13 protein-coding genes are annotated in these 18,712 nt (G+C 71.4%); 8 read left to right on the top strand and 5 right to left on the bottom strand.

The window, feature by feature from the left end:
* The first annotated feature begins 17 nt into the window (after nt 1-17).
* Together AB0B96_RS14270 and AB0B96_RS14265 are read left to right on the top strand one after the other, a co-directional pair.
* Nucleotides 18-2,252 (top strand): MMPL family transporter, encoded by a 2,235-nt coding sequence (locus tag AB0B96_RS14270; protein ID WP_362898717.1) that lies wholly within the window; start codon nt 18-20, stop codon nt 2,250-2,252.
* Between the two features lie 94 nt (nt 2,253-2,346).
* Nucleotides 2,347-4,086, top strand: coding sequence for a serine protease (locus tag AB0B96_RS14265; RefSeq protein ID WP_362898715.1), 1,740 nt, complete (start codon nt 2,347-2,349; stop codon nt 4,084-4,086).
* Nucleotides 4,087-4,282: 196 nt separating this feature from the next.
* Here the strand turns inward: AB0B96_RS14265 and AB0B96_RS14260 are convergent, their stop codons facing one another.
* Both AB0B96_RS14260 and AB0B96_RS14255 read right to left on the bottom strand, forming a co-directional pair.
* A complete protein-coding gene (locus AB0B96_RS14260) occupies nt 4,283-4,885 on the bottom strand; it encodes a response regulator transcription factor (protein ID WP_362898713.1) in 603 nt (200 codons plus the stop codon).
* Nucleotides 4,882-6,177: a histidine kinase gene (locus AB0B96_RS14255; RefSeq protein ID WP_362898711.1), complete on the bottom strand. Its 1,296-nt coding sequence runs from the start codon at nt 6,175-6,177 to the stop codon at nt 4,882-4,884. Before AB0B96_RS14255 ends, AB0B96_RS14260 begins: the two co-directional genes overlap by 4 nt.
* Nucleotides 6,178-6,349: 172 nt before the next feature.
* On the opposite strand from AB0B96_RS14255, the gene AB0B96_RS14250 reads away from it, so the two are divergent.
* Entirely contained in the window at nt 6,350-6,763 is a 414-nt protein-coding gene (locus AB0B96_RS14250; RefSeq protein WP_362898709.1) for a hypothetical protein, read from the top strand.
* Complete coding sequence (locus tag AB0B96_RS14245) at nt 6,756-7,337, top strand: hypothetical protein (RefSeq protein ID WP_362898707.1); 582 nt, start codon at nt 6,756-6,758, stop codon at nt 7,335-7,337. The genes AB0B96_RS14250 and AB0B96_RS14245 overlap by 8 nt, the downstream gene beginning before the upstream one ends.
* Nucleotides 7,338-7,474: 137 nt before the next feature.
* On the opposite strand, the gene AB0B96_RS14240 is transcribed toward AB0B96_RS14245, so the two are convergent.
* Nucleotides 7,475-9,373, bottom strand: coding sequence for a CHAP domain-containing protein (locus AB0B96_RS14240; protein ID WP_362898705.1), 1,899 nt, complete (start codon nt 9,371-9,373; stop codon nt 7,475-7,477).
* A 533-nt stretch (nt 9,374-9,906) separates the two neighbouring features.
* Between AB0B96_RS14240 and AB0B96_RS14235 the strand changes: the two genes are divergently transcribed.
* A complete protein-coding gene (locus tag AB0B96_RS14235) occupies nt 9,907-10,122 on the top strand; it encodes a DUF5999 family protein (RefSeq protein WP_362898703.1) in 216 nt (71 codons plus the stop codon).
* Between the two features lie 139 nt (nt 10,123-10,261).
* A complete protein-coding gene (locus AB0B96_RS14230; protein WP_362898701.1) occupies nt 10,262-10,693 on the top strand; it encodes an ATP-binding protein in 432 nt (143 codons plus the stop codon).
* Nucleotides 10,694-10,922: 229 nt separating this feature from the next.
* Here AB0B96_RS14230 and AB0B96_RS14225 read toward each other — a convergent pair whose 3' ends face one another.
* A complete protein-coding gene (locus AB0B96_RS14225; RefSeq protein WP_362898699.1) occupies nt 10,923-13,301 on the bottom strand; it encodes a LuxR C-terminal-related transcriptional regulator in 2,379 nt (792 codons plus the stop codon).
* 307 nt (nt 13,302-13,608) lie between these two features.
* Nucleotides 13,609-15,768, bottom strand: coding sequence for a protein kinase (locus tag AB0B96_RS14220; RefSeq protein ID WP_362898697.1), 2,160 nt, complete (start codon nt 15,766-15,768; stop codon nt 13,609-13,611).
* Between the two features lie 346 nt (nt 15,769-16,114).
* On the opposite strand from AB0B96_RS14220, the gene AB0B96_RS14215 reads away from it, so the two are divergent.
* Nucleotides 16,115-17,347, top strand: a complete 1,233-nt coding sequence (locus AB0B96_RS14215) for an ROK family transcriptional regulator (RefSeq protein WP_362898695.1) — start codon at nt 16,115-16,117, stop codon at nt 17,345-17,347.
* Between the two features lie 76 nt (nt 17,348-17,423).
* A complete protein-coding gene (locus tag AB0B96_RS14210; protein WP_362898693.1) occupies nt 17,424-18,683 on the top strand; it encodes an alpha/beta fold hydrolase in 1,260 nt (419 codons plus the stop codon).
* Nucleotides 18,684-18,712: the final 29 nt, after the last annotated feature.

Here is an 18,712-nt window from a genome sequence, read left to right as displayed (position 1 = left end):
AAGCGGGGCGGTCACCGATGTCTGGTTTGCTGGGGCGGCTCGGAAGTTGGTGCGCGCGACACGGCAAGGCCGTGCTGGCCCTCTGGGTGATCGCTGCGGCGTTGCTGACGGCGGGCTCGGTGTTCTTCCCGGGACCGGTCAGCAACAACGTCAGCATTCCCGGCACTGACGCCCAGCGTGCCGTCGACCTGATGAAGGACGGCTTCGGCCCCGGCTACGGAGCCGGCGGCTCGGCACAGATCGTCCTCTACTCGCCCGACGGCTCTCTCATCACCGAGACGAGGAAGCGCGCGGTGGAGCGCGCCGTGGACCGGATCCGCGAGGTGCCGCACGTGGTGGAGGTGAAGTCCCCCCATCAGGGAGGTGGTCTCGCCTCCAGCCTGGCAATCGGCATCATCACCGTCAAACTGGAAGGGAACGACACCACCAAGCTGGCCGAGACCACCGAACTCCTCTCCGAGGCGGCCGAGCCCGCACGGGCGGCGGGCATCGAGGCGGTGCCCGCGGCCTCGGCCAACCCGGCGGACAAGGAGATCAAGACCGGGACGAGCGAGATCATCGGTGTGATCTGCGCGCTGCTGGTCCTGCTGCTGGCGTTCGGCACCCTGGTCGCCGCGATGATCCCGATCTTCACCGCGCTGGTCAGCATCGCGACCGGGCTCGGCGTGGTCAGCCTGCTCGGCCACGTCGTGGACGTGCCCAAGCAGGCGTCGATCATGGCGACGATGATCGGTCTCGGCGTCGGCATCGACTACGCGCTCTTCCTGCTCAGCAGGCACCGCAAGCTGCTGGCCGACGGCCTGCCGCCCCAGGAGGCGGTCCGCCGGGTGGTCGCGAGCTCCGGCGGCGCGGTGGTGTTCGCCGGGGCCACGGTGATCATCGCGCTCAGCGCGCTCATGCTCGCGGGCTTCCCCATGCTGCAGACGCTCGGCTGGATCACCGGCATCTCGGTCGTCTGCGCGGTGTTCACCTCGGTCACGCTGGTCCCCGCGCTGCTCGGCCTGCTCGGGCACCGGGTCAACGCGCTGCGCCTGCCGTTCATGGGACGGCAGGGCAGCCACGGCTCGTCGGGCTGGGCCTCGCTGGGCGACTGGGTGGCCAGGCGGCCGTGGAGTGTGCTCGCGCTCAGCGTCGTCCTGCTGGGCGCGCTGGCCGCACCCGCCCTCTTCATCAAGCTGGGCTCGGTCGACAACGGCTACGCCGACCGCGGCACCGACGCGCGACGCTCCTACGAACTCCTGCAGGCCGGTTTCGGGCCCGGCATGAACGGCCCGCTCGTCGTGGTGGCTGACCTGGACACGAAGGTCGTCGACCGGGAGCCGACCCCGGCCGTGCTGCGCGACCTGAAGGACAGCGTCGCGGACGTCGAGGGGGTGGCCCACGTCGGCGATCCCGTACTCAACGAGGACGGTACGGCGGCGCTGGTGCAGGCGATCCCCGACTACGCTCCGAGTGACCCCCGGGCGCTCGACGTGGTCAGGGCGGTACGCGCCCTCGACGTCGAGGGCGCCCAGGTGCACGTGGGCGGTCAGGTCGCCGGCATGGCCGACGCCGGCGACAGGATCGCCGGACGCACGCCGATGGTCGTCGGCGTCGTGGTGCTGCTGAGCGCGCTGTTGCTGCTGCTGGCGTTCCGCTCGCCGGTCGTCGCGATCAAGGCCGCGCTGATGAACCTGATCTCCCTCGGCGCCGCGTTCGGCGCGCTCTCGCTGGTCTTCTCCCTGGGGCTGGGCAGCCGCCTGGTGGGCATGGACACGCCGGTCAGCGCGGACGACTCGTACTTGAGCACGGTGTTCTTCACGGTGCCGATCGACAGCTACATCCCGCTGATGCTGTTCGCGATCCTGTTCGGCCTGTCGATGGACTACGAGGTCTTCCTGCTCACGGCCGTGCGGCAGGCGTACCTGAGGCACGGCGACAACCGCAGGGCGGTGGCCGAGGGGCTGGGGTCGACCGGTAGGGTCATCACCTCCGCCGCCCTGATCATGGTCGCGGTCTTCGTCGCGTTCATCGCCTACCCCGATCCGATGGTCAAGATCTTCGGTGTCGGACTGGCGGTGGCCATCGCGGTGGACGCCACGATCATCCGGGGACTGCTCGTCCCGGCGACCATGGCCCTGCTCGGCAGGGCCAACTGGTGGTGCCCCGCCTGGCTGGACCGCATCCTGCCCAACCTCTCCGTCGAAGGCCACGAGGAGGACGAGGAGGCGGAGGAGCCGGACAGGGAACTCGTCGGCGCCGGTCGCGGCTGAGGGGCGGAACACCGTCCCAGTCGCTTCCAAGTCCTCCCCAAGTGGCCTCCGCCATGCTCTCGCCTGGGAAGCGAGTTTTGGGGAGAGTACGAAGATGTTGGGAAGAATCAGCGCCGTCGCCGGCCTGGTGCTGGCGAGCACGCTGGCGCTGCCGGGCACCGCGGTGGCGAAACCCAAGGAGGTCGACGTCCCCGTCGGGACGTGGCTGGCCGCCAGGACGCACCCGGCCGTCCAGCTGACCTCGGTGTCCTACACGGCCGACGTGGCCGTGCCGACGCCCGAGGCGAACCTGGAGGCGATCAGGGTCCTCACCCAGCAGGGGGTGAACGCCGTGCAGAGCGGCAAGATCTCCTCCGACGAGAACAGCATCTACCGCTGGGTCGTCCAGCAGATGGCGAAGGACCCCGGCCGCTACTTCTCGCCCGGCGGGCGTGAGCGGGTCGTCGAGGCGACGGCGGGCGGGCTGTGCACCGGCTGGTGGGTCACGCCGGACGGCTACATGGTGACCGCGGCGCACTGCGTCGGCCAGGAGGAGACCGAACTGGCGCGGACCTTCGCGGCCCAGGCACTCACGAAGATCAACGAGAAGGACGCGGCCGACCTGGTCGCCGAGCTCGGGGACATCGCCTCCGACGAGGAGATCCTCAGGACGGCGACGAAGATCTTCCAGATCTGGAACGCGGACAACATCAAGATCCGAAACGTGCAGAGCTCGCTCTCGCTGCTGCAGAGCCTGCCGGGCGGCGGCGTCGACAAGACCACCAAGACGGTGCCGATCGAGCTCGTCGCCAAGGGGACGGTCTACCCGGGCAAGGACGTCGCGATCCTCAAGGCCAACGGGCAGAGCAATCTGCCGACTGTGCCGCTGGGGGAGGACTCCGACGTGCGCGTCGGCGACACGCTCTACATCAGCGGGTTCCCCGGCACGGTGACGCAGACCTCGATCTTCAACCTGGAGTCCAAGCTCGATCCGGCCTTCACCGAGGGGCCCTACAACGCCGCCCGCCAGACCCCGGAAGGGGTGCCGTACATCCAGACCCAGGCGCCCTCCTATCCCGGCAACTCGGGCGGACCGGTGTTCGCCAAGAACGGCAAGGTGATCGGTGTCCTCGTCGGCGGCCTGGTCCAGCAGGACGGCGGCTCCACCGAGGCGGAGAGCTTCGTGCTGCCGGTCAGCATCGTCAAGGAGAAGCTGAACGAGAAGAACATCAAGCCGGTCGAGTCGACGACGACGAAGGCCTACAACGAGGCGCTCGACCTGTTCTTCCAGAACAGGTACTCCGACGCGCTGCCCAGGTTCCGCGAGGTGCAGGCGCTGCAGCCGAACCACCCGTACGTCGCCAAGTACATCAGCGACTCCCAGCAGGCCATCACCGCGGGCAAGGACGAGAGCGGCACGCCGATCCTGCCGTGGCTGCTGTGGGGTGGCGGCGGCCTGGCCGTCCTGTTCGTGATCGGTACGATCGCGGCGGTCGCGAGGGGCAGGCGCCGTTCCAGGGGACCGGCCCCGTTCCCGCCCACCCCCTACGGTGCGCAGCCCGGCTACGCGGCGCAGGTGCACGGCGGTGCCGCGTACGGGCAGCCGCAGTACGGACAGCAGGGACAGCCGTACGGCGCGCCGCAGCAGTACCAGCAGCGGGCACCCTATCCGCTCCCGGCCGCGCCGGAGGAGACCCGGGCGGTCCGGCCGCACTCGCCCTACGGCCCGCCGAACCCCCAGCCCGGCCATGGGAGCGCGGGGGGCCCGGGGGCCAACACCCGGATCGCCGGTCTGGAGGCCGAGCTGGAGCAGCTGCGCCGCTCGATGGGGCAGCGCCCGCCCGAGCAGCGTTGAGCGCGCCCTCCGGGACGCGCCGAGGGCCCGGCCTCCGGGCCCCGGTGAACGCGGTCCCCGCCGGTGTCACGCCGGCGGGGACCGACCCATCTCCTGGCCCGGGAGAGACCCCTGCCTCATCTGGGTGGAGGGGTCTCAAGATCTGGGTGGAGGGGTCCCAAGGGCGACGTGTTCACCGCGACGCGGCGGGCCGGACCTAGATCCAGCCCTCCTCCCAGGCGCGGTGCGCGGCGGCGTGGCGGGAGCCGACACCGAGCTTGGCCATCGCCGCCGACAGGTAGTTCCTGACCGTGCCGGGCGCGAGATGGACCTGCGCCGCGATCTCGTTGACCGAGGCGCCCGCCCGTGAGGCGCGCAGCACCTCCAACTCTCGTTCGGACAGCGGGCAGTCGTCCTCCGACAGCGCGGAGGCGGCGATGTCGGGGTCCACGTAGCGCCGGCCTGCGGCGACATCGCGGATGATCTCGGCCAGCCGGGTGGCGGGCGTGGTCTTGGGCACGAACCCGCTCACCCCCGCGGCGAGGGCACGCCGCAGCACGCCGGGCCGGGCGTGCCGGGTGACGAGGACGATCCGGGTGGGCAACTCGGCGCGGATCGCCTGCGCGGCGCGCAGCCCGTCGGCGGGCGGCATCTCCAGGTCGAGCACGGCGATGTCCGGCCGCCGCTCGTGTGCCAGGCGCACCGCGTCGGTGGTGGTGGCCGCCTCGGCGACGACGTCCAGGTCGTCCTCCAGTGAGAGCAGCGCCGCCAGGGCACCTCTGATGAGGTCCTCGTCGTCGGCGACCAGCAACCGGATCACCGTGCGCCCGCCTCGGCCGGGTACGCGTGCGCGTCGGCGGGCAGGGCGGCCACCACCTCGAAGCGGTCGCCGTCGCGCCGCCGGTCCAGCGTGCCGCCCGCCCGCTCCAGCCGTTCGGTCAGGGAACGCAGCCCGGTGCCGGGGTCCGTTTCCCGTTGGAGACGATCGTCCTCGACGCCGTCGTTGCCGATCCGGAGCCGGGCGCGGCCGTCCTCGACGTCGTAGGCGATGTGTGCCCGGCGCGCCCGGCTGTGGCGCAGCACGTTGGTGGTGGCCTCGCGCATCACCAGGCCCAGGATGTGGCGCGCGGGCTCCGGCAGAGTGCCCGCCCCGCCGGCCCGGCCGTGCTCCACGGCCGTGTCGATGCCGGCGGCGGTCAGCACCTTCGAGGCGTTGGCGATCTCGTCCTCCAGGGTCGTGCGCCGGTATCCCTGCACCACGGCACGGGTGTCGCGGAGCGCGTCGGACGCGAGCCGCCGTACCTCCCGCATCTCGGCGGCGGCCCGGGCGGGGTCGGACTCGGCGAGCCTCTCTGCGAGCTCGCTCTTGAGCGCGACCACCTGCAGGTGATGTCCCTGGATGTCGTGCAGGTCGGCGGCGAACCGCAGCCGCTCGTCCTTGACCGCCAGTTCGGCGGCGAGGTGCCGCGCCTGGTCCAGCCGGTCGGCGATGTCCCAGGCCCACAGCATGCCCAGCGCCACCCAGGCGAAGGAGACGACGGTGCCGACGGGGAAGGCCACCGCGAGAAGCCGGTCGGAGTCCTCCGAGACGAGGGCCACGGACCCGCCGAGTGCCGCCGCGACGACCACCGCGCCGGCGATGAGGGTGCGCCGGTGCGCCGGCCGCAGGAACATCGCCGTGATCGACACCATCACCGCCGGGGCCACCGCCCACAGCCCGTCGTCGCGTGAGGCGAGCGGGACCGCGCCCAGCACGGTCGTCGCGAGCCCTCCTGTCACCAACCAGCCCACCGGCGGCCCGGCGGCCCGTTCGCGCGTGGGTGAGGCGCGGGACCGGTCCCGCGCGTCACCGGGTACGCGCGGCAGCCGGCGGCCGAGCAGCACGCCGACGGACACGATCAGCACGGCGAGGGAGAGGCCGGTGACGCCCCTGATCCAGGGAGGCACGCCCTCGTCCATCGCCCAGGCCCTGACGAAGAGCACCAGGGAGACCGTGATGCCCCCGGTGAGGCTCCACCAGGTGTAGCGGCGGAAACCGCTCAGTCCCGTTCCGTGCTGACCCGGCCGCTGATTCGGCTGCTCACTCGGTTGCTCGCTCGGCCCGTCACGCACGCGGACATTGTCCCCCGCGAGGTGGCGGCCATGGGGTGCCCGGATGACAAATGTCACGAAATCTCGTGACACGACCATGCCGGGACGTGCCGGTTCGCCACTACTGGCGGCTGCCGCCCTCCCGCAGTCTGGGTGTCGCGTACCCCGACCCCGTACACCGGAGGAGCACGAGATGACAGTGAGAACCGTCCACGTCCGCGCCTGGTGGCCGTTCTGGCGCCACTACCTGGAGATGCTCGCGGCGATGGTCGTCGGCATGGTGGTGCTCGGTGCCGCCGTGCGCGCCGGGCTGGCGCTCGCGGGCCTGGAGTTACCGGCGCGACCGGAGGTGGTCGCCCTGGAGATGGCCGTCGACATGTCCGCCGGGATGATCGTCTGGATGCGGTATCGAGGTCACGGCTGGGCCGCGACGCTGGAGATGGCCGGGGTCATGATCGTTTCCGCCCTCGCGCTGTTCCCGCTGCTGTGGATGGGGGTGATCTCGGGTGACGCGCTGCTCCTGCTGGAGCACGTCCTGATGCTCCCGCTCATGCTCCTGGTGATGCTCCGCCGCCGCGACGAGTACGGGGGCCCCTCCCGTGTCTGACGTCAAGGCGCGCGGTACTCGCTGGAAGGCCGTGCTGCGGCGCCGGCCGACCGTCCTGGCGGTCGGGACGGCGGCGGTGTCTGCGGTGTCGGCGGCGTCGGCCGGAGGTTCCTCGGCGGAGGAGATCACCTCGCTCACCGAGATCCTGCTGCTCCTGCCCCTGGTCTACCTCGTGGTGGCCAAGGTCCGGCGACGGGAGGCGTCGTGGCCGGCGCTCCTCGTCTTCACCGTCCTCTATGTGGTTCTGCGGGCACTGGAGGTGGTCGCCGTACCGGTCGTCTTCGCCGTCGTGGCGCTGGCCGTCCTGGTGTGGGGCGCCGTCTCCGGCGACCTGCGCCGCTCGGGCTCGTTCCGGGCGCAGTCCCTGGGGATGATCGGATTCGGCGCGCTGGTTTTGGCCGCGCTGATGGTGGAGCCCGACCTGGGCCGATATCTGGTCGCGGCGGGCTGGTTCCTGCACGGCGCCTGGGACTTCGTCCACCTCAGGAGGAACGCGGTCGTGTCGCGTTCGTACGCGGAGTGGTGCGGCGTTTTCGACATCCTCACCGCCGCGCAGCTGGTGTTCCTCGCATGAGCGGGCGCGCGGGTACGGACCCGCGCGCCCGCTCGGGGCGTCTCAGGTCTCGCCGTCGAGGTGTCACGGCCACCTCGGTCGGGCGGACCGGGTGGCGGAGGCGCCACGAGACTCGGCCGCCACTTCGGCGACGTCGCCTAGACCGGTGTCCTCGCCCGGCGCCGCCCCCGGTAGCCGCTGTGGACCAGGATGTCGCCCGGCTCCGCGAGGAGCGTGGCGGAACCGGCGGGGACGGCGGGTTCGCCCCGGCCGGTCCGTACCGTCGAGACCGGAACGGACGTTCTCGGTCCGGGGACCGGGCGGGCGGACGTGGTGGACCGGGTGGGGGCGATGGGGCGGACAGGACGGGCGGGGCGCGTCGGGGTGGCCGGGACGGTGGTGACCACGGGGTCGGCCCGGCGGTGACGGCGTCCGCGCGGCGGGGAGTCCTGGACCCAGGTCGACGACATCGACGACATCGACGACATCGACGACTCCGCCACGGCCTGCTCCTGCAGGCGGCGCCTGCCCCGGTAGGGGGCCCGGGGGCGGTCGTCGCGAGGGCGCGGTACGGGGGAGAGCGCGGCAGGGCGCCCCGAGGGCTCCTCGACGTGGGCGACGGAGGTCGTGACCGAGGGGAACCCGGTGGTGGCGGTCGGGGCGAACGTGCTCTCCGGAACGCTCTCCCTGGGACTCGTGGCCCCGCGGGAGGGGAGGAACGCGTCCCAGAGGTCGGGGGCGACGGGCGTGTGCTCCGAGGCGTCGGCCGGGATCGGCGCGTACCGGAGATCGCGGGAGGCGAGGGTGTTCTCCGGGGTGCCGGACGAGGTCGGCGCGTTCCCGAGGCCGGGGAAGACGGGCGTGTGCTCCGGGGTGCCGGCCGGGGTGGGCAGGTACGGGAGGTCGCGGGAGGCGAGGGTGTTCTCCGGGGTGCCGGACGGGGTCGGCGCGTACGGGAGGTCGCGGGCGGAGGCGTTCCTGGGCATGCGACGACGGCCCGGGGCGCGGCGGCGGCCCGGGGCGCGGCGGGACGAGGAGGCGGGGGCCACCGCGGCGCGCGCCGAGGCGGACGCGAGGAGCCGTACCCTCGACTGCCTCGCCTTGCCGTGGGCGAGGATCGCGGCCGCGGCGAGCAGGACCGGGGCGAGTACGGCGGGGGAGTCGAAACCGGGGACGGGCGTGGCGAGGTCGCGGGCGGTGGCGGTGGGGGTGACGGCGAGCGCGCTGGTGTCGGCGGTGGAGGCCTTGGCGTGCTTGCCCGGCGAGGTACGGCCGGTGGCCGGCGCCTGGGTTTCGCCGGGCGCCTTCGTGGTCGTCCGGTCGCTCCGCTGGGGGTTCGCGGCGGGGTTCCCGCCGGACACGGCGTGGGCGTCGTCGCCCGGAGCGGCCTTCCCCTTCGCCGCCGCGGCGGTGTGCCCGGGAGCCGGCTTGCTCGTCACTCCCTCGGAATTCCTGCCCGGCCCCGTGGAGGCCGAGGTCTCCGGCGTCGGCACGGGGGCGGGGACCATCGCGATCAGGTTGGGCCCGGGGCCGATCACCACCGCGTTGTCCCCGGCCGTGGCGGGCGTGAGGATGGTCTGCTTCTCGGTGGCCTCCCGGTCGAGCCGGGCCTTGATCTTCTCCGGGTATCCGTAACCGACGACCTTGCCGGTGTCGCGCTCCTTGCGCTTGGCGACCCCGCCGTCGATGTTGCCCTCGATCGTGTGGATCCTGTTTCCCTCGACCCTGGTGACGATGCCCACGTGGTCGATGTGGCTGATCTTGTCCGAGCCGCGCCAGTCGAAGAAGACGATGGCGCCCGGCTTGGGAACGGTGCCCCAGGCGTCCTGCTGCCGGAACCACTGGGCGTGGTGGACAGTGTAGGCGAACTGGCCGATCCACTCCTGGTAGCCCAGCTTCTCCGCCGCCCACGACAGATACATGTCGCACCAGGGGGCCGAGGTGTAGTCGGCGTCGAACTCGACGTTCTTGCCGTACCAGTCACCGAACTTGGTGTAGCCGCCACTCTTCTCGGAGTAGCCGAGCTGGCTCTCCAGCAGCTCGATGAACTTGCGCATCTCAGGTGTCATAGAGGATTTCAGGGGGGCTCCCGGTGGCCGTGCGGGCATGGTCGCTCCACCTCGCGACCTGGCTATCGGGAGACGAGGTTGAGCGACGGCGCGTTCACGCGAACCCGCCGAGGGGTGAGGAGGGACGCGTGTGGCGGCACCACTGACCGGTTGTCTTCCGTGACGAGGGAGGTTACCCGTCCCCAAGGATAGGTCAAGACACACTAAAGGGCGCGTCAAGTCGATCAACGTCGCATAGACGGACAAAAGCCGATGTCAGGGCGTCTCTGGGTGATCTTCAGTGGTAAAGCGCCCACGAAAAGGATCTACCGGAGGTCGCGGGCGGAGGGCGGGACCGCCGTGGCCGCGCCGTTCGATCTTGTCGATCCCCCTTTGCCTCGATGCCCGACTTCTTTACCTTTCGGGGAAATGGGTAGACATGTGGGTATTTCTCCCGATATGTAGGTAGTGGTCGCGGGAGATGCTGGTCACACCAGGTAAGGCTCAGCAGCAGTCAGAGAAGGTTAAAAAAGGTACGAGCCATGTGTCAGCACCAGCCGAGATGCCCAGTCGCCAGCGCACCCGACCACGAAGCCGCGTCGCTCGTGGCCTTCCACCCCGAGCAGGGGTGGGGTCTGCTCTGCAACGGTGTGGTGGTCTTCGACGACACCGGAGCGCTCATGCCTGACGGCCGCAGCACTCCCGTCCACGACATGCCGCTCCCGCTCCACCGGGTCACCCTGGGCCAGGCGGCGTGATCTCGCGCCGTGCGCCCGCCGTGCCGGGACCGAACGCGCCACGCGGACGAGTGGTTCCGCGGCGGCCGATGGTCTCCGGCGGGGGACGCGCGTGCGATCCGCATCCGATCGAGGTAACCGACGACCAGGGAGGTGGACAATGAACCCACTCCTCGAAAAGCCGTACGAGCAGGAAGAACTGGACGGCCGGGAGACGTCGTACTCCTTCGCGCCCGAGGCGGCGTCGGTGCCCCGTGCTCGCCACCTGACTCGCGCCCACCTGGCGGACTGGGGGCTGGACGAGCACAGCGCGGTCGCCGAACTGCTCGTCAGCGAGCTGGTCACCAACGCGCTGCGCCACTCGCGGGGGACCATCGGGCTCCTCCTCTCCTTCCAGGACGGTCTGCTGCGCTGCGAGGTCGAGGACGCCGACCCCTTCCTGCCCCGCGCGTGCCGGGCACGCGACGACGAGGAGCGGGGACGAGGGCTTCACCTGATCGAACTCCTCGCCTGCTGCTGGGGCAGTGCCCGCACGACCGAGGGCAAGGCCGTCTGGTTCGAGCTCACGACGGCGGACGCGCTCGCGGCCTGACCGCGAGACCACCCGGAACGCCAGGTCAGGAAGCCCTCCGCGAGGCTCCTTCGGGAGCCGGCCACACAGACCATCTCCGAAAGGCCGAAACCGAGTCCCCCGACTCGACCTCGGCCGAGTGCCGGAGCCGGGTCCCCCGACCCGGCCTCGGCAGGACGCCGGAGCCGACGAGATCATCGCACTCGTCGGCTCCGGCGTCCCGGCTTCTCCGGCCTCTCCGTCCCGTCCGTCAGGTGCCGGGCGGGCGCTCCCCGTCCACATTCAGGATGTGCTCGCCGGTCCATACGGCGATCTGGGCCCGCGAGTGGAAACCGAGCTTGGTCATGATGTGCTCGATGTGACCTTCCGCGGTGCGCTGGGAGATCGTGAGCGAGGCCGCGATCTCCTTGTTGCTCAGTCCCTGGGCGACGAGCCTGGCGATCTCCGTCTCCCTGCGGGTCAGTGGCGAAGGCTCCTCGGCCTCGCCCGAGGGCTCGCCGAGGGGCGCGCTCTCCTCAAGGGCGAAGGCGATCGCCTCGTCGCACCGCATCTTCGAGCCCTGTCTGAGCACGGTGTCGAAGGACTGCCTTCCGAGAGCCTCGCGTGTACGCTCCTCGCACTCGTCGTGGTAGCGCCTCAGGTGCCCGAAACCGGACAGTGGCGCTCCGATCACCTGCCAGACCTGCTCCAGGATCCCCAGCAACCTGGCGGCCCGCCGGTGGTCGTCCTCCGCGGCGGCGATCCAGGCCAGCACCTCCAGGTTCACGCCGATGCCCAGAAGATCGTCGAGTGAGCGGTTGACCCTCAGGCTCTCCTTCTCCAGCTCGGTGGCGCGCCGGGCGTCGCCCTGGCACCAGACCCCGAGGCCGAGCGCCATCATCGCGTACGCCCGGTGCCAGCCCTCCTGGTGGGCGTCGCACAGCGCGATGCACTCCTCGCCGGCGGCGACGGCGCTCGACCAGTCCCCCCGGAAGGAGTGGGCGAGGCAGAGACGAATGAGCGCCAAGGCCTGGCCGGTCGGGTCGTCGTCGGCGCGGTGGCGCGCCGCCGCGTCCTCGTACAGGCCGATCGCGCGATCGACGTCTCCACGGAACATGGCGATCATCCCCGAGTAGAGCGCGACGTAGGCCAGGATCCGCTCGCACCCGGGGCGTTCTCCGATCTCCCTCGCCTCCTCCAGCATCCTCGTGGCGGCGACGACATCGGCCTGGATGATCGCCAGCCAGCTGTCGGACCACAGCGCGCGGCCCCGGCTCTCGTCGGGTCCTGTGCCGCCGAGCAGGCTCAGGTCCATCCAGCGGCGTCCCTCCCTGAGATAGTGGCTGGTGATCCAGTGATAGAGCAGGTCGGCGGCCATCTCCAGCGCGACGGGGGTCTCCTCGGGGTCGGCGAGGCAGTACTCCAGGGCGGTGCGCAGGTTGGCGTGGTCGAGCTTCAGCCTGCCGAACCAGAACACCTGCAGCGGGCCGAACCGCTGCGCGTACGCCTCCGCCGCGAGCCGCCGGTAGTGGTCGCGGTGCAGCCGCTGCAGGGCGTCCTCCTGCCCCGAGGCCGCGAGTCTCTCCCTCCCGTACTGCCTGATCGTCTCCAGGAGCCGGTAGCGGGTCGCGGTGGAGGCCGAAGGAGGGTCCTCCCGGATCAGGATCGACTTGCCCACGAGTCCGATCACCAGGTCGACCACGTCCTCGCGCTCGATGCCGTTCCCCGAGCAGACCGCCTCGGCGGCTTCGAGGTCCAGGCCGTCGGCGAACACCGAGGCGCGCTGCCACAACAGCCGCTCCTCCTCGCCGCACAGGGCGTAGCTCCAGTCGATCAGCGCGCGTAGCGTCTGCTGGCGGGGCAGCGCCGCGGGGGAGCCGCCGGTGAGCAGCCGGAACCGGTGGTCCAGCCTGGACAGCAGCTCTTCGGGGGAGAGGGCGCGCAGCCGCACCGCCGCCAGTTCGATCGCGAGCGGGATGCCGTCCAGGCGGCGGCAGATCTGTTCCACGGCGGACCGGTTGGCCTCGGTGAGGGTGAAATCCGGCAGGACGGCGGTGGCCCGTTCGGTGAACAGGCGTACCGCCTCCGACAACGCCGGCACCTCTGTGGACAGCCTGGGGAGATCGGGGTCCGGTGGCAGCGGCAGCGTGGGGACGACCAGCGTCTGCTCGCCGGAGATGCCCAGCGCCTGCCTGCTGGTGGCGAGGACCCGCAGGAAGGGGGCCGAGCGTACGAGGGCTCCCACCAGTACGGCGCAGGGTCGCAGGAGATGCTCGCAGTTGTCGAGGATCAGCAGCGCCCGCTTCTCCCGCAGGTGGTCGATGAGCACATCCAGGGGAGACCGGTGGGAGACGTCCCTGATCTCCATGGCCTCGTTCAACGACGCGGCGAGCAGCTCGGGATTCTCCAGCCCGGCGAGCTCGGCCAGCCACACCCCGTCGGGGAACGCCCGCTGGACGTCTGCGGCGACGCGCAGGGCCAGCCGGGTCTTGCCGACGCCGCCGGGACCGGTGAGGGTCACCACGGGTGCCCCGGACAACAGGCGTTTGACCTCGGCCATCTCATGCCGACGCCCCACGAAACTGGTCACCTCGGGGGGCAGGTTCGTCGCCTGCCACCGCTTCGAGGTGGTCGATGCCACCTCTCCCATCAACCCTCACGCCGGTTTTATCAATTAAATCGCTTTATGTCCGGATCTGGTGGGCGTAATCCACCCTATGCGCACGCCGTTCCCCGCGCGCACCCGTGGCCGGGCGGGCACTCAACGGGGCGGTGGCCCGCCGACGGGGACCCGTTCGCGTACGGTGGGCGCGGCGCCCCGAGGCTCGCCGAGGCACTGGCCCGCCCTCCCCGGCGGGGAGCCGGTGGGAGGACGCGTCACGGGCCGGGGCGGTCCTGAGGGGTCGGCGGCCGATCACTTCGGCGGCCGACCACCACGCGGCGCGGGCGTGGTCGGCTCACAGGATGCCGCCCAGGTCGAGGTCTACGTCCAGGTCGATCAGGCCGGGCTCTTTCCCTGTGGGCCCCTCGGAGTCCCGCGGTTCCCGTGGACCCGGGTTCTCGGAGTTCCGCGGCTCCCGTGAACCCGGGCTCGCGCCCGTGTCCTGGTCCTGGCCGGTGCCCGGATCGGGGGTGCAGGAGGGCAGGTCGATCCTGGCCGTCCGGGAGGGGGTGTCCCCCTCGGGAGAGGTGGTGATCGTCACCAGCCGGGTGACGTACCCCCCGCACTCGGGCAGGTCGGGGAACTCCCCGGTCACCTCCCGCTCGTACTCGGTGGCGCCGGACAGCTCCAGCTCCCGCACGCCGCCGGTCGGGGTCCCACGCGTGCCCCCGGCTCTCTGGGCGAACCCGAGCCGCACGGTCACCGCCGAGGTGGTGGGGGTCCGCACCCGGAACCTGACCGTGGTGCCGTCGAAGGAGGTGATCGAGACGGCGGGTGGCGCGCACGGCTCGCCGTGGACCCGCTCCGTGCGGCCCGCCCTCCCGCCCGTGGAACGGGGCACGGTGGAGACGGTGACGCGACGGTAGAGGGTCTGCCCGCAGGCAGGGACGGTGAAGGCGTGCGGGACGGTGTGGGAGTAGGTCTTCAGCCCGCCGATCACGGAGGTGCGCGAGGACGCCCGGACGAGCCGGTCACGGTCGGGGCCCTCGGCGAAGGTGACGGTCACCGCGACGTTCCCGGTCGTGGAGGCGCGGAAGCCGACCGTGGTCCCGTGCGCGTCGATTCCCACGACCTTCAGGCCGCTCACCGTGTGCGCGGGCCCCGGTGTCGCCGTTGGCGTGGGCTCGGGGGCGGGTGTGGGCGTGGAGGTGGGCGGCGGGGGCGGTGGCTGCGAAGCGGTCGGTGTGGGGGGTGGGGAGGGTGGGGCGACCACCGTCCGGGTGGGGGCCGGGACCAGGGAGGGGCGCGAGGTGGCCTGGCCGGGGTTCGCGCCACCCGAGGGGGAGACGGGCTTTTTGACGGCGGCGCTTCGCGAGGGGGTGTCGGGTTCAGGGGAGGGGTCCGGCGGTGCCGACACCCGGCTCTGCCGCCGCTGCGCGGGGGTCTCCTGGATGATCGCGGAGCTGGGCGGCGGGGTGAAGATCGTGTCCGCGGAGAGCCGGTCCTGCGGCCGGTTGGCCGCGATCACACCGGCGGTCATCGCGACGGTGATCACTCCCAGCCCGGCGAGGGTCCGGGGGCCCAGCCGGGGGCGGCGCGCCCGTCCCACCCGGCCGAGCACCGTCCGGGCGACCGAGGAGCCGGCCTTCGGGGTGGGCTTGGCCAGCGGGAACGCCAGCGCCAGCAGCGTGGCGAGCTCGGCGAGGTGCCGCCGCCCGCGCTGCTCCCAGTCCGGTCCGTACGCCGCCCGCGCGGCCGTCTCCAGCTCCTCCAGGAACGCCCGCGCGCTCCGCGGCCGGTCCGCCGGGTTCTTGGCCAGACCTCGCGTGACCAGCCCGCGTACCGACGCCGGCACCTCCTCCGCCGGGATCGGCGCGTGCCGGTGCCGGTGCATCATCACGACGCGGTGATCGGCCGCGTACGGCCGGTGGCCCGTGAGGCACTCGAAGAAGACGCACGTGGCCGCGTAGACATCGCTCGCCGCGCTCGCCGGCGCCCCCTCCCACTGCTCGGGGGCCATGTAGGCGGGAGTCCCTGCGGTCACCCCCGCCTCCCCGACGTGGGCCGCGATGCCGAAGTCGGCGAGCTTGCTGCCGCCGTCGGCCTGGATCAGCACGTTCTCCGGCTTGTAGTCGCGGTGCACGATGCCGGCGGTGTGCGCGAAGGCCAGACCGAGCAGCGAGCCCTTGAGCACGGCCAGCGCCGCCTCCGGGCTCGTACTGCCGTGCTCGGACAGGATCCGCCTGAGCGCGACCCCGTCGACCAGCTCCATCACGATCGCGGCTTCGAGGACGTCCTCGTAGTACTCGTAGAGCTGGACCACGTTCGGGTCCTGCAACTCCACCATGACGCGCGCCTCCGCGCGAAAGCGCGCCAGGAAGCGACGATCGTCCTTGAGGGTCGCGTTGAGGTATTTGATGGCCACGTAGGCGCCGGTGGGGGCGTACGTGGCCAGCACCACGCGCCCGCCTCCGCCGATGCCGAGTTCCCGAACCTCGCGGTATCCCGGAACCATCCCGTCCCCTTCCGAGCGCCGTCGACTTGTTCGACGGTCTCACCCCTGCGGTTGGTTGTCACGATTGGTCAACTTTGGCGGAGAGTGACGTTGGAATAATGGCCGGTAGCCGATTTAGTGGCTTATGAGATTAATGAGTCATGCGAGTTCTGAAAAGGGAGTCGCGGAGGTTCTCGGTCGGGGGATCGCCGGGAACGGCGGACGCGTGGTCGCGGCCTGGGAAACCCGCGCGGTACCCGAGGCGAGCGGACCGTTCCAGGACAGGTGGGCACGGCGGGAAAGCCTGGATCGGCAGTGACTAGAATAGTTGTACTAACATCTGAAATTAATTCCCCGGGGGAGAAGTATGAGCCGTCCACAGCGGGGGACCCTTCGTGACGTGCGCAAGGGCAACCGGTCCGTGGTCCTGTGGACGCTGTACTTCGCAGACGAGTTGAGCAGGCACGATCTCGCCCGGCTGACCGGGCTCAGCGCGGCCACGGTCAGCAACGTCATCGGCGACCTCATCACGGACGGCATCGTGGTGGAGACGGGTTCCGTCGACTCGGACGGCGGGCGGCCACGGATCATGCTCAGGGTGGATCCCTCGTACGGATACGTGGTCGGGGTGGGCGTCGGAGAGACACGCGTCCGCGTGGAGCTGTACGACCTGGCGTTGCGGGAGCGGGCGAAAAAGGAGTTCGCCCTCGACCCGGGCCACCACGAGCCGGCGGTGGTGGCCCGTCACGTCCTCGACGGTCTTGAGGCGGTCCTGTCCGACGCCGGAGCCACCGAGTCCGAGGTGCTGGGCATGGGCCTCGGTGTACCCGGCGTCGCCGAGCAGGGGCCTGACCTGCTCATCCACGCCCGCGCGTTCGGCTGGGACGGTGTTCCCCTGGGCGCGCTCATCCGCGAGGGCACCTCGCTGCCGGTCTTCGCCGACAACGGGGTCAAGACGACGGGCCAGGCCGAGCTCTGGTTCGGCGCGGGCAAGGGTGCCCAGCACCTGGTCATGGCCTTCATCGGTACGGGGGCCGGGGCGAGCGTCGTCAACGGTGGCGTCACCTACCGGGGAACGGCGAACGGTGCCGGTGAGTGGGGACACACCAAGATTGTTCTTGGTGGGCGTCCCTGCCGATGCGGCGGCCAGGGTTGCCTGGAGGCCTACGTCGGGGCCGAGGCGATACTCGCCGGCGCGGGCAGGGACCTGGGAGGTGACGACGAGGAGAGCGTCTTCGCCGAGTTCCTCGCCGACCCGCTCGCGCGGCCCGCGCTGGAGGAGGCCGTCGGCTCCCTGGGGGCCGGGCTGGCCAACCTCATCAACCTCCTCAACCCCGAGCGTGTCATCCTCGGCGGCTGGGCCGGGTCCCTCCTCGGGCAGAGGTTCCTCCCCGAGATCCGCGCCGCGGCCTCCCGGTACGCCCTGCCGCTGCCCTTCTCACAGACGTCGATCGAGCTGGGAAGGCTCGGCGCCGAGGCGGTCGCCCTGGGCGCGGCCACCCTGGTCGTCGAGGACTTCCTGCTGCGCAGCCACGCGGTGCGCCCGGCGGGCCGCGTCGAGCCCTCCGCCCCAGCCCCGGCGGGACACGTGTCCGGCTGAACCGGCGCAGTGAGGCCGTGCCCCTGGCGGCACGCGAAAGTGAGAACGGGCGTACGGGTCCGATAGCTTTCCGTGGGTGACTGTCCTTCTGCCCGGTGTGGCGCTCACCGACCACGTGTTCACCGTTCCCCTCGACCACGCCGACCCCGGTGGCGAGACGATCGAGGTCTTCGCCCGTGAGGCGGTGGCCCCGGAACGACGGGGGGAGGACCTCCCGTGGCTGCTGTTCCTGCAGGGCGGCCCCGGAGGCAAGTCGCCTCGCCCGGCCTCCGCCGACGGATGGCTGGGACACGCGCTGAAGACCCACCGGGTCCTGCTGCTCGACCAGCGGGGGACCGGCCGCAGCACCCCCATCACCGCGCAGACCGTACGCGGCACGGACGCCGAGCTCGCCGCCCGCCTCGCGCACTTCCGGGCCGACTCGATCGTGGCCGACGCCGAGCTGATCCGGCGCGAGCTCTCCGGTGACCGGCCGTGGGAGACCCTCGGTCAGAGCTACGGCGGTTTCATCACGCTGACCTACCTCTCCCGGGCTCCCGAGGGCCTGGCGGCCTGCTACGTGACCGGTGGCCTGGTCGGGCTCGACGCCACCGCCGACGACGTCTACTCCCGCACCTACCCGCGGGTCCGCGACAAGGTGAACCGCTACTTCGCCCGCTACCCGCACGACTCCGAGCGCCTGGACGCGATCGCGGCCCACCTGCGCCTTCGCGAGGTGCTCCTGCCCGACGGCGACGTGCTGACCGTGCGCCGCCTGCAGACCCTCGGCATGTGCCTGGGCATGAGCGACGGGGCCGAATACCTGCACTGGGTGCTGGAGGAGGCCTGGAGCGGCGGCAGGCTCTCCGACCTGTTCCTGTACGAGGTCATGATGGCCACCGGCTTCGTCGGCAACCCGCTCTACGCGGTCCTGCACGAGTCGATCTACGCCCAGGGTGCCGCCACCGGCTGGGCCGCGCACCGGCTGCTGCCCGAGGAGTTCCGCGAGGACGCCGGGCCGACCCTGCCCACCGGAGAGATGATCTATCCCTGGATGTTCGACGAGATCGCCGCGCTCCGCCCCTTCAAGGGCGCCGCCGAGATTCTCGCCACCGTCTCGGACTGGCCGGCCCTCTACGATCCCGCCCGGCTGGCCGCCAACCGGGTTCCGGTGACCGCCGCCGTCTACTACGACGACATGTACGTCGATCAGGGCCTGTCCATGCGCACCGCGAAGGCGGTGGGCAGCGTGCGGACCTGGGTGACCAACGAGTGGGAGCACGACGGTGTCAGGGTCTCCGGCGGCAAGGTCCTCGCCCGCCTGATGGAGATCGCGGGTGGTGTCCACGGCTCCTGAGCGCTCATGACCGCCGAGCGGCCACGGCT

The organism is Streptosporangium sp. NPDC049046 (genome assembly GCF_040649155.1).
Classification (GTDB): Bacteria; Actinomycetota; Actinomycetes; order Streptosporangiales; family Streptosporangiaceae; genus Streptosporangium.
This window is presented reverse-complemented; position numbering and strand designations above follow the sequence as displayed.

Bases quoted from the DNA above. Each gene is read 5' to 3' on its own strand.
- AB0B96_RS14270 (WP_362898717.1), top strand. From the start codon at position 18: ATGTCTGGTTTGCTGGGGCGGCTCGGAAGTTGGTGCGCGCGACACGGC.
- AB0B96_RS14265 (WP_362898715.1), top strand. From the start codon at position 2,347: ATGTTGGGAAGAATCAGCGCCGTCGCCGGCCTGGTGCTGGCGAGCACG.
- AB0B96_RS14250 (WP_362898709.1), top strand. From the start codon at position 6,350: ATGACAGTGAGAACCGTCCACGTCCGCGCCTGGTGGCCGTTCTGGCGC.
- AB0B96_RS14240 (WP_362898705.1), bottom strand. From the start codon at position 9,373: ATGCGCAAGTTCATCGAGCTGCTGGAGAGCCAGCTCGGCTACTCCGAG.
- AB0B96_RS14235 (WP_362898703.1), top strand. From the start codon at position 9,907: ATGTGTCAGCACCAGCCGAGATGCCCAGTCGCCAGCGCACCCGACCAC.
- AB0B96_RS14230 (WP_362898701.1), top strand. From the start codon at position 10,262: ATGAACCCACTCCTCGAAAAGCCGTACGAGCAGGAAGAACTGGACGGC.
- AB0B96_RS14225 (WP_362898699.1), bottom strand. From the start codon at position 13,301: ATGGGAGAGGTGGCATCGACCACCTCGAAGCGGTGGCAGGCGACGAAC.
- AB0B96_RS14220 (WP_362898697.1), bottom strand. From the start codon at position 15,768: ATGGTTCCGGGATACCGCGAGGTTCGGGAACTCGGCATCGGCGGAGGC.
- AB0B96_RS14215 (WP_362898695.1), top strand. From the start codon at position 16,115: ATGAGCCGTCCACAGCGGGGGACCCTTCGTGACGTGCGCAAGGGCAAC.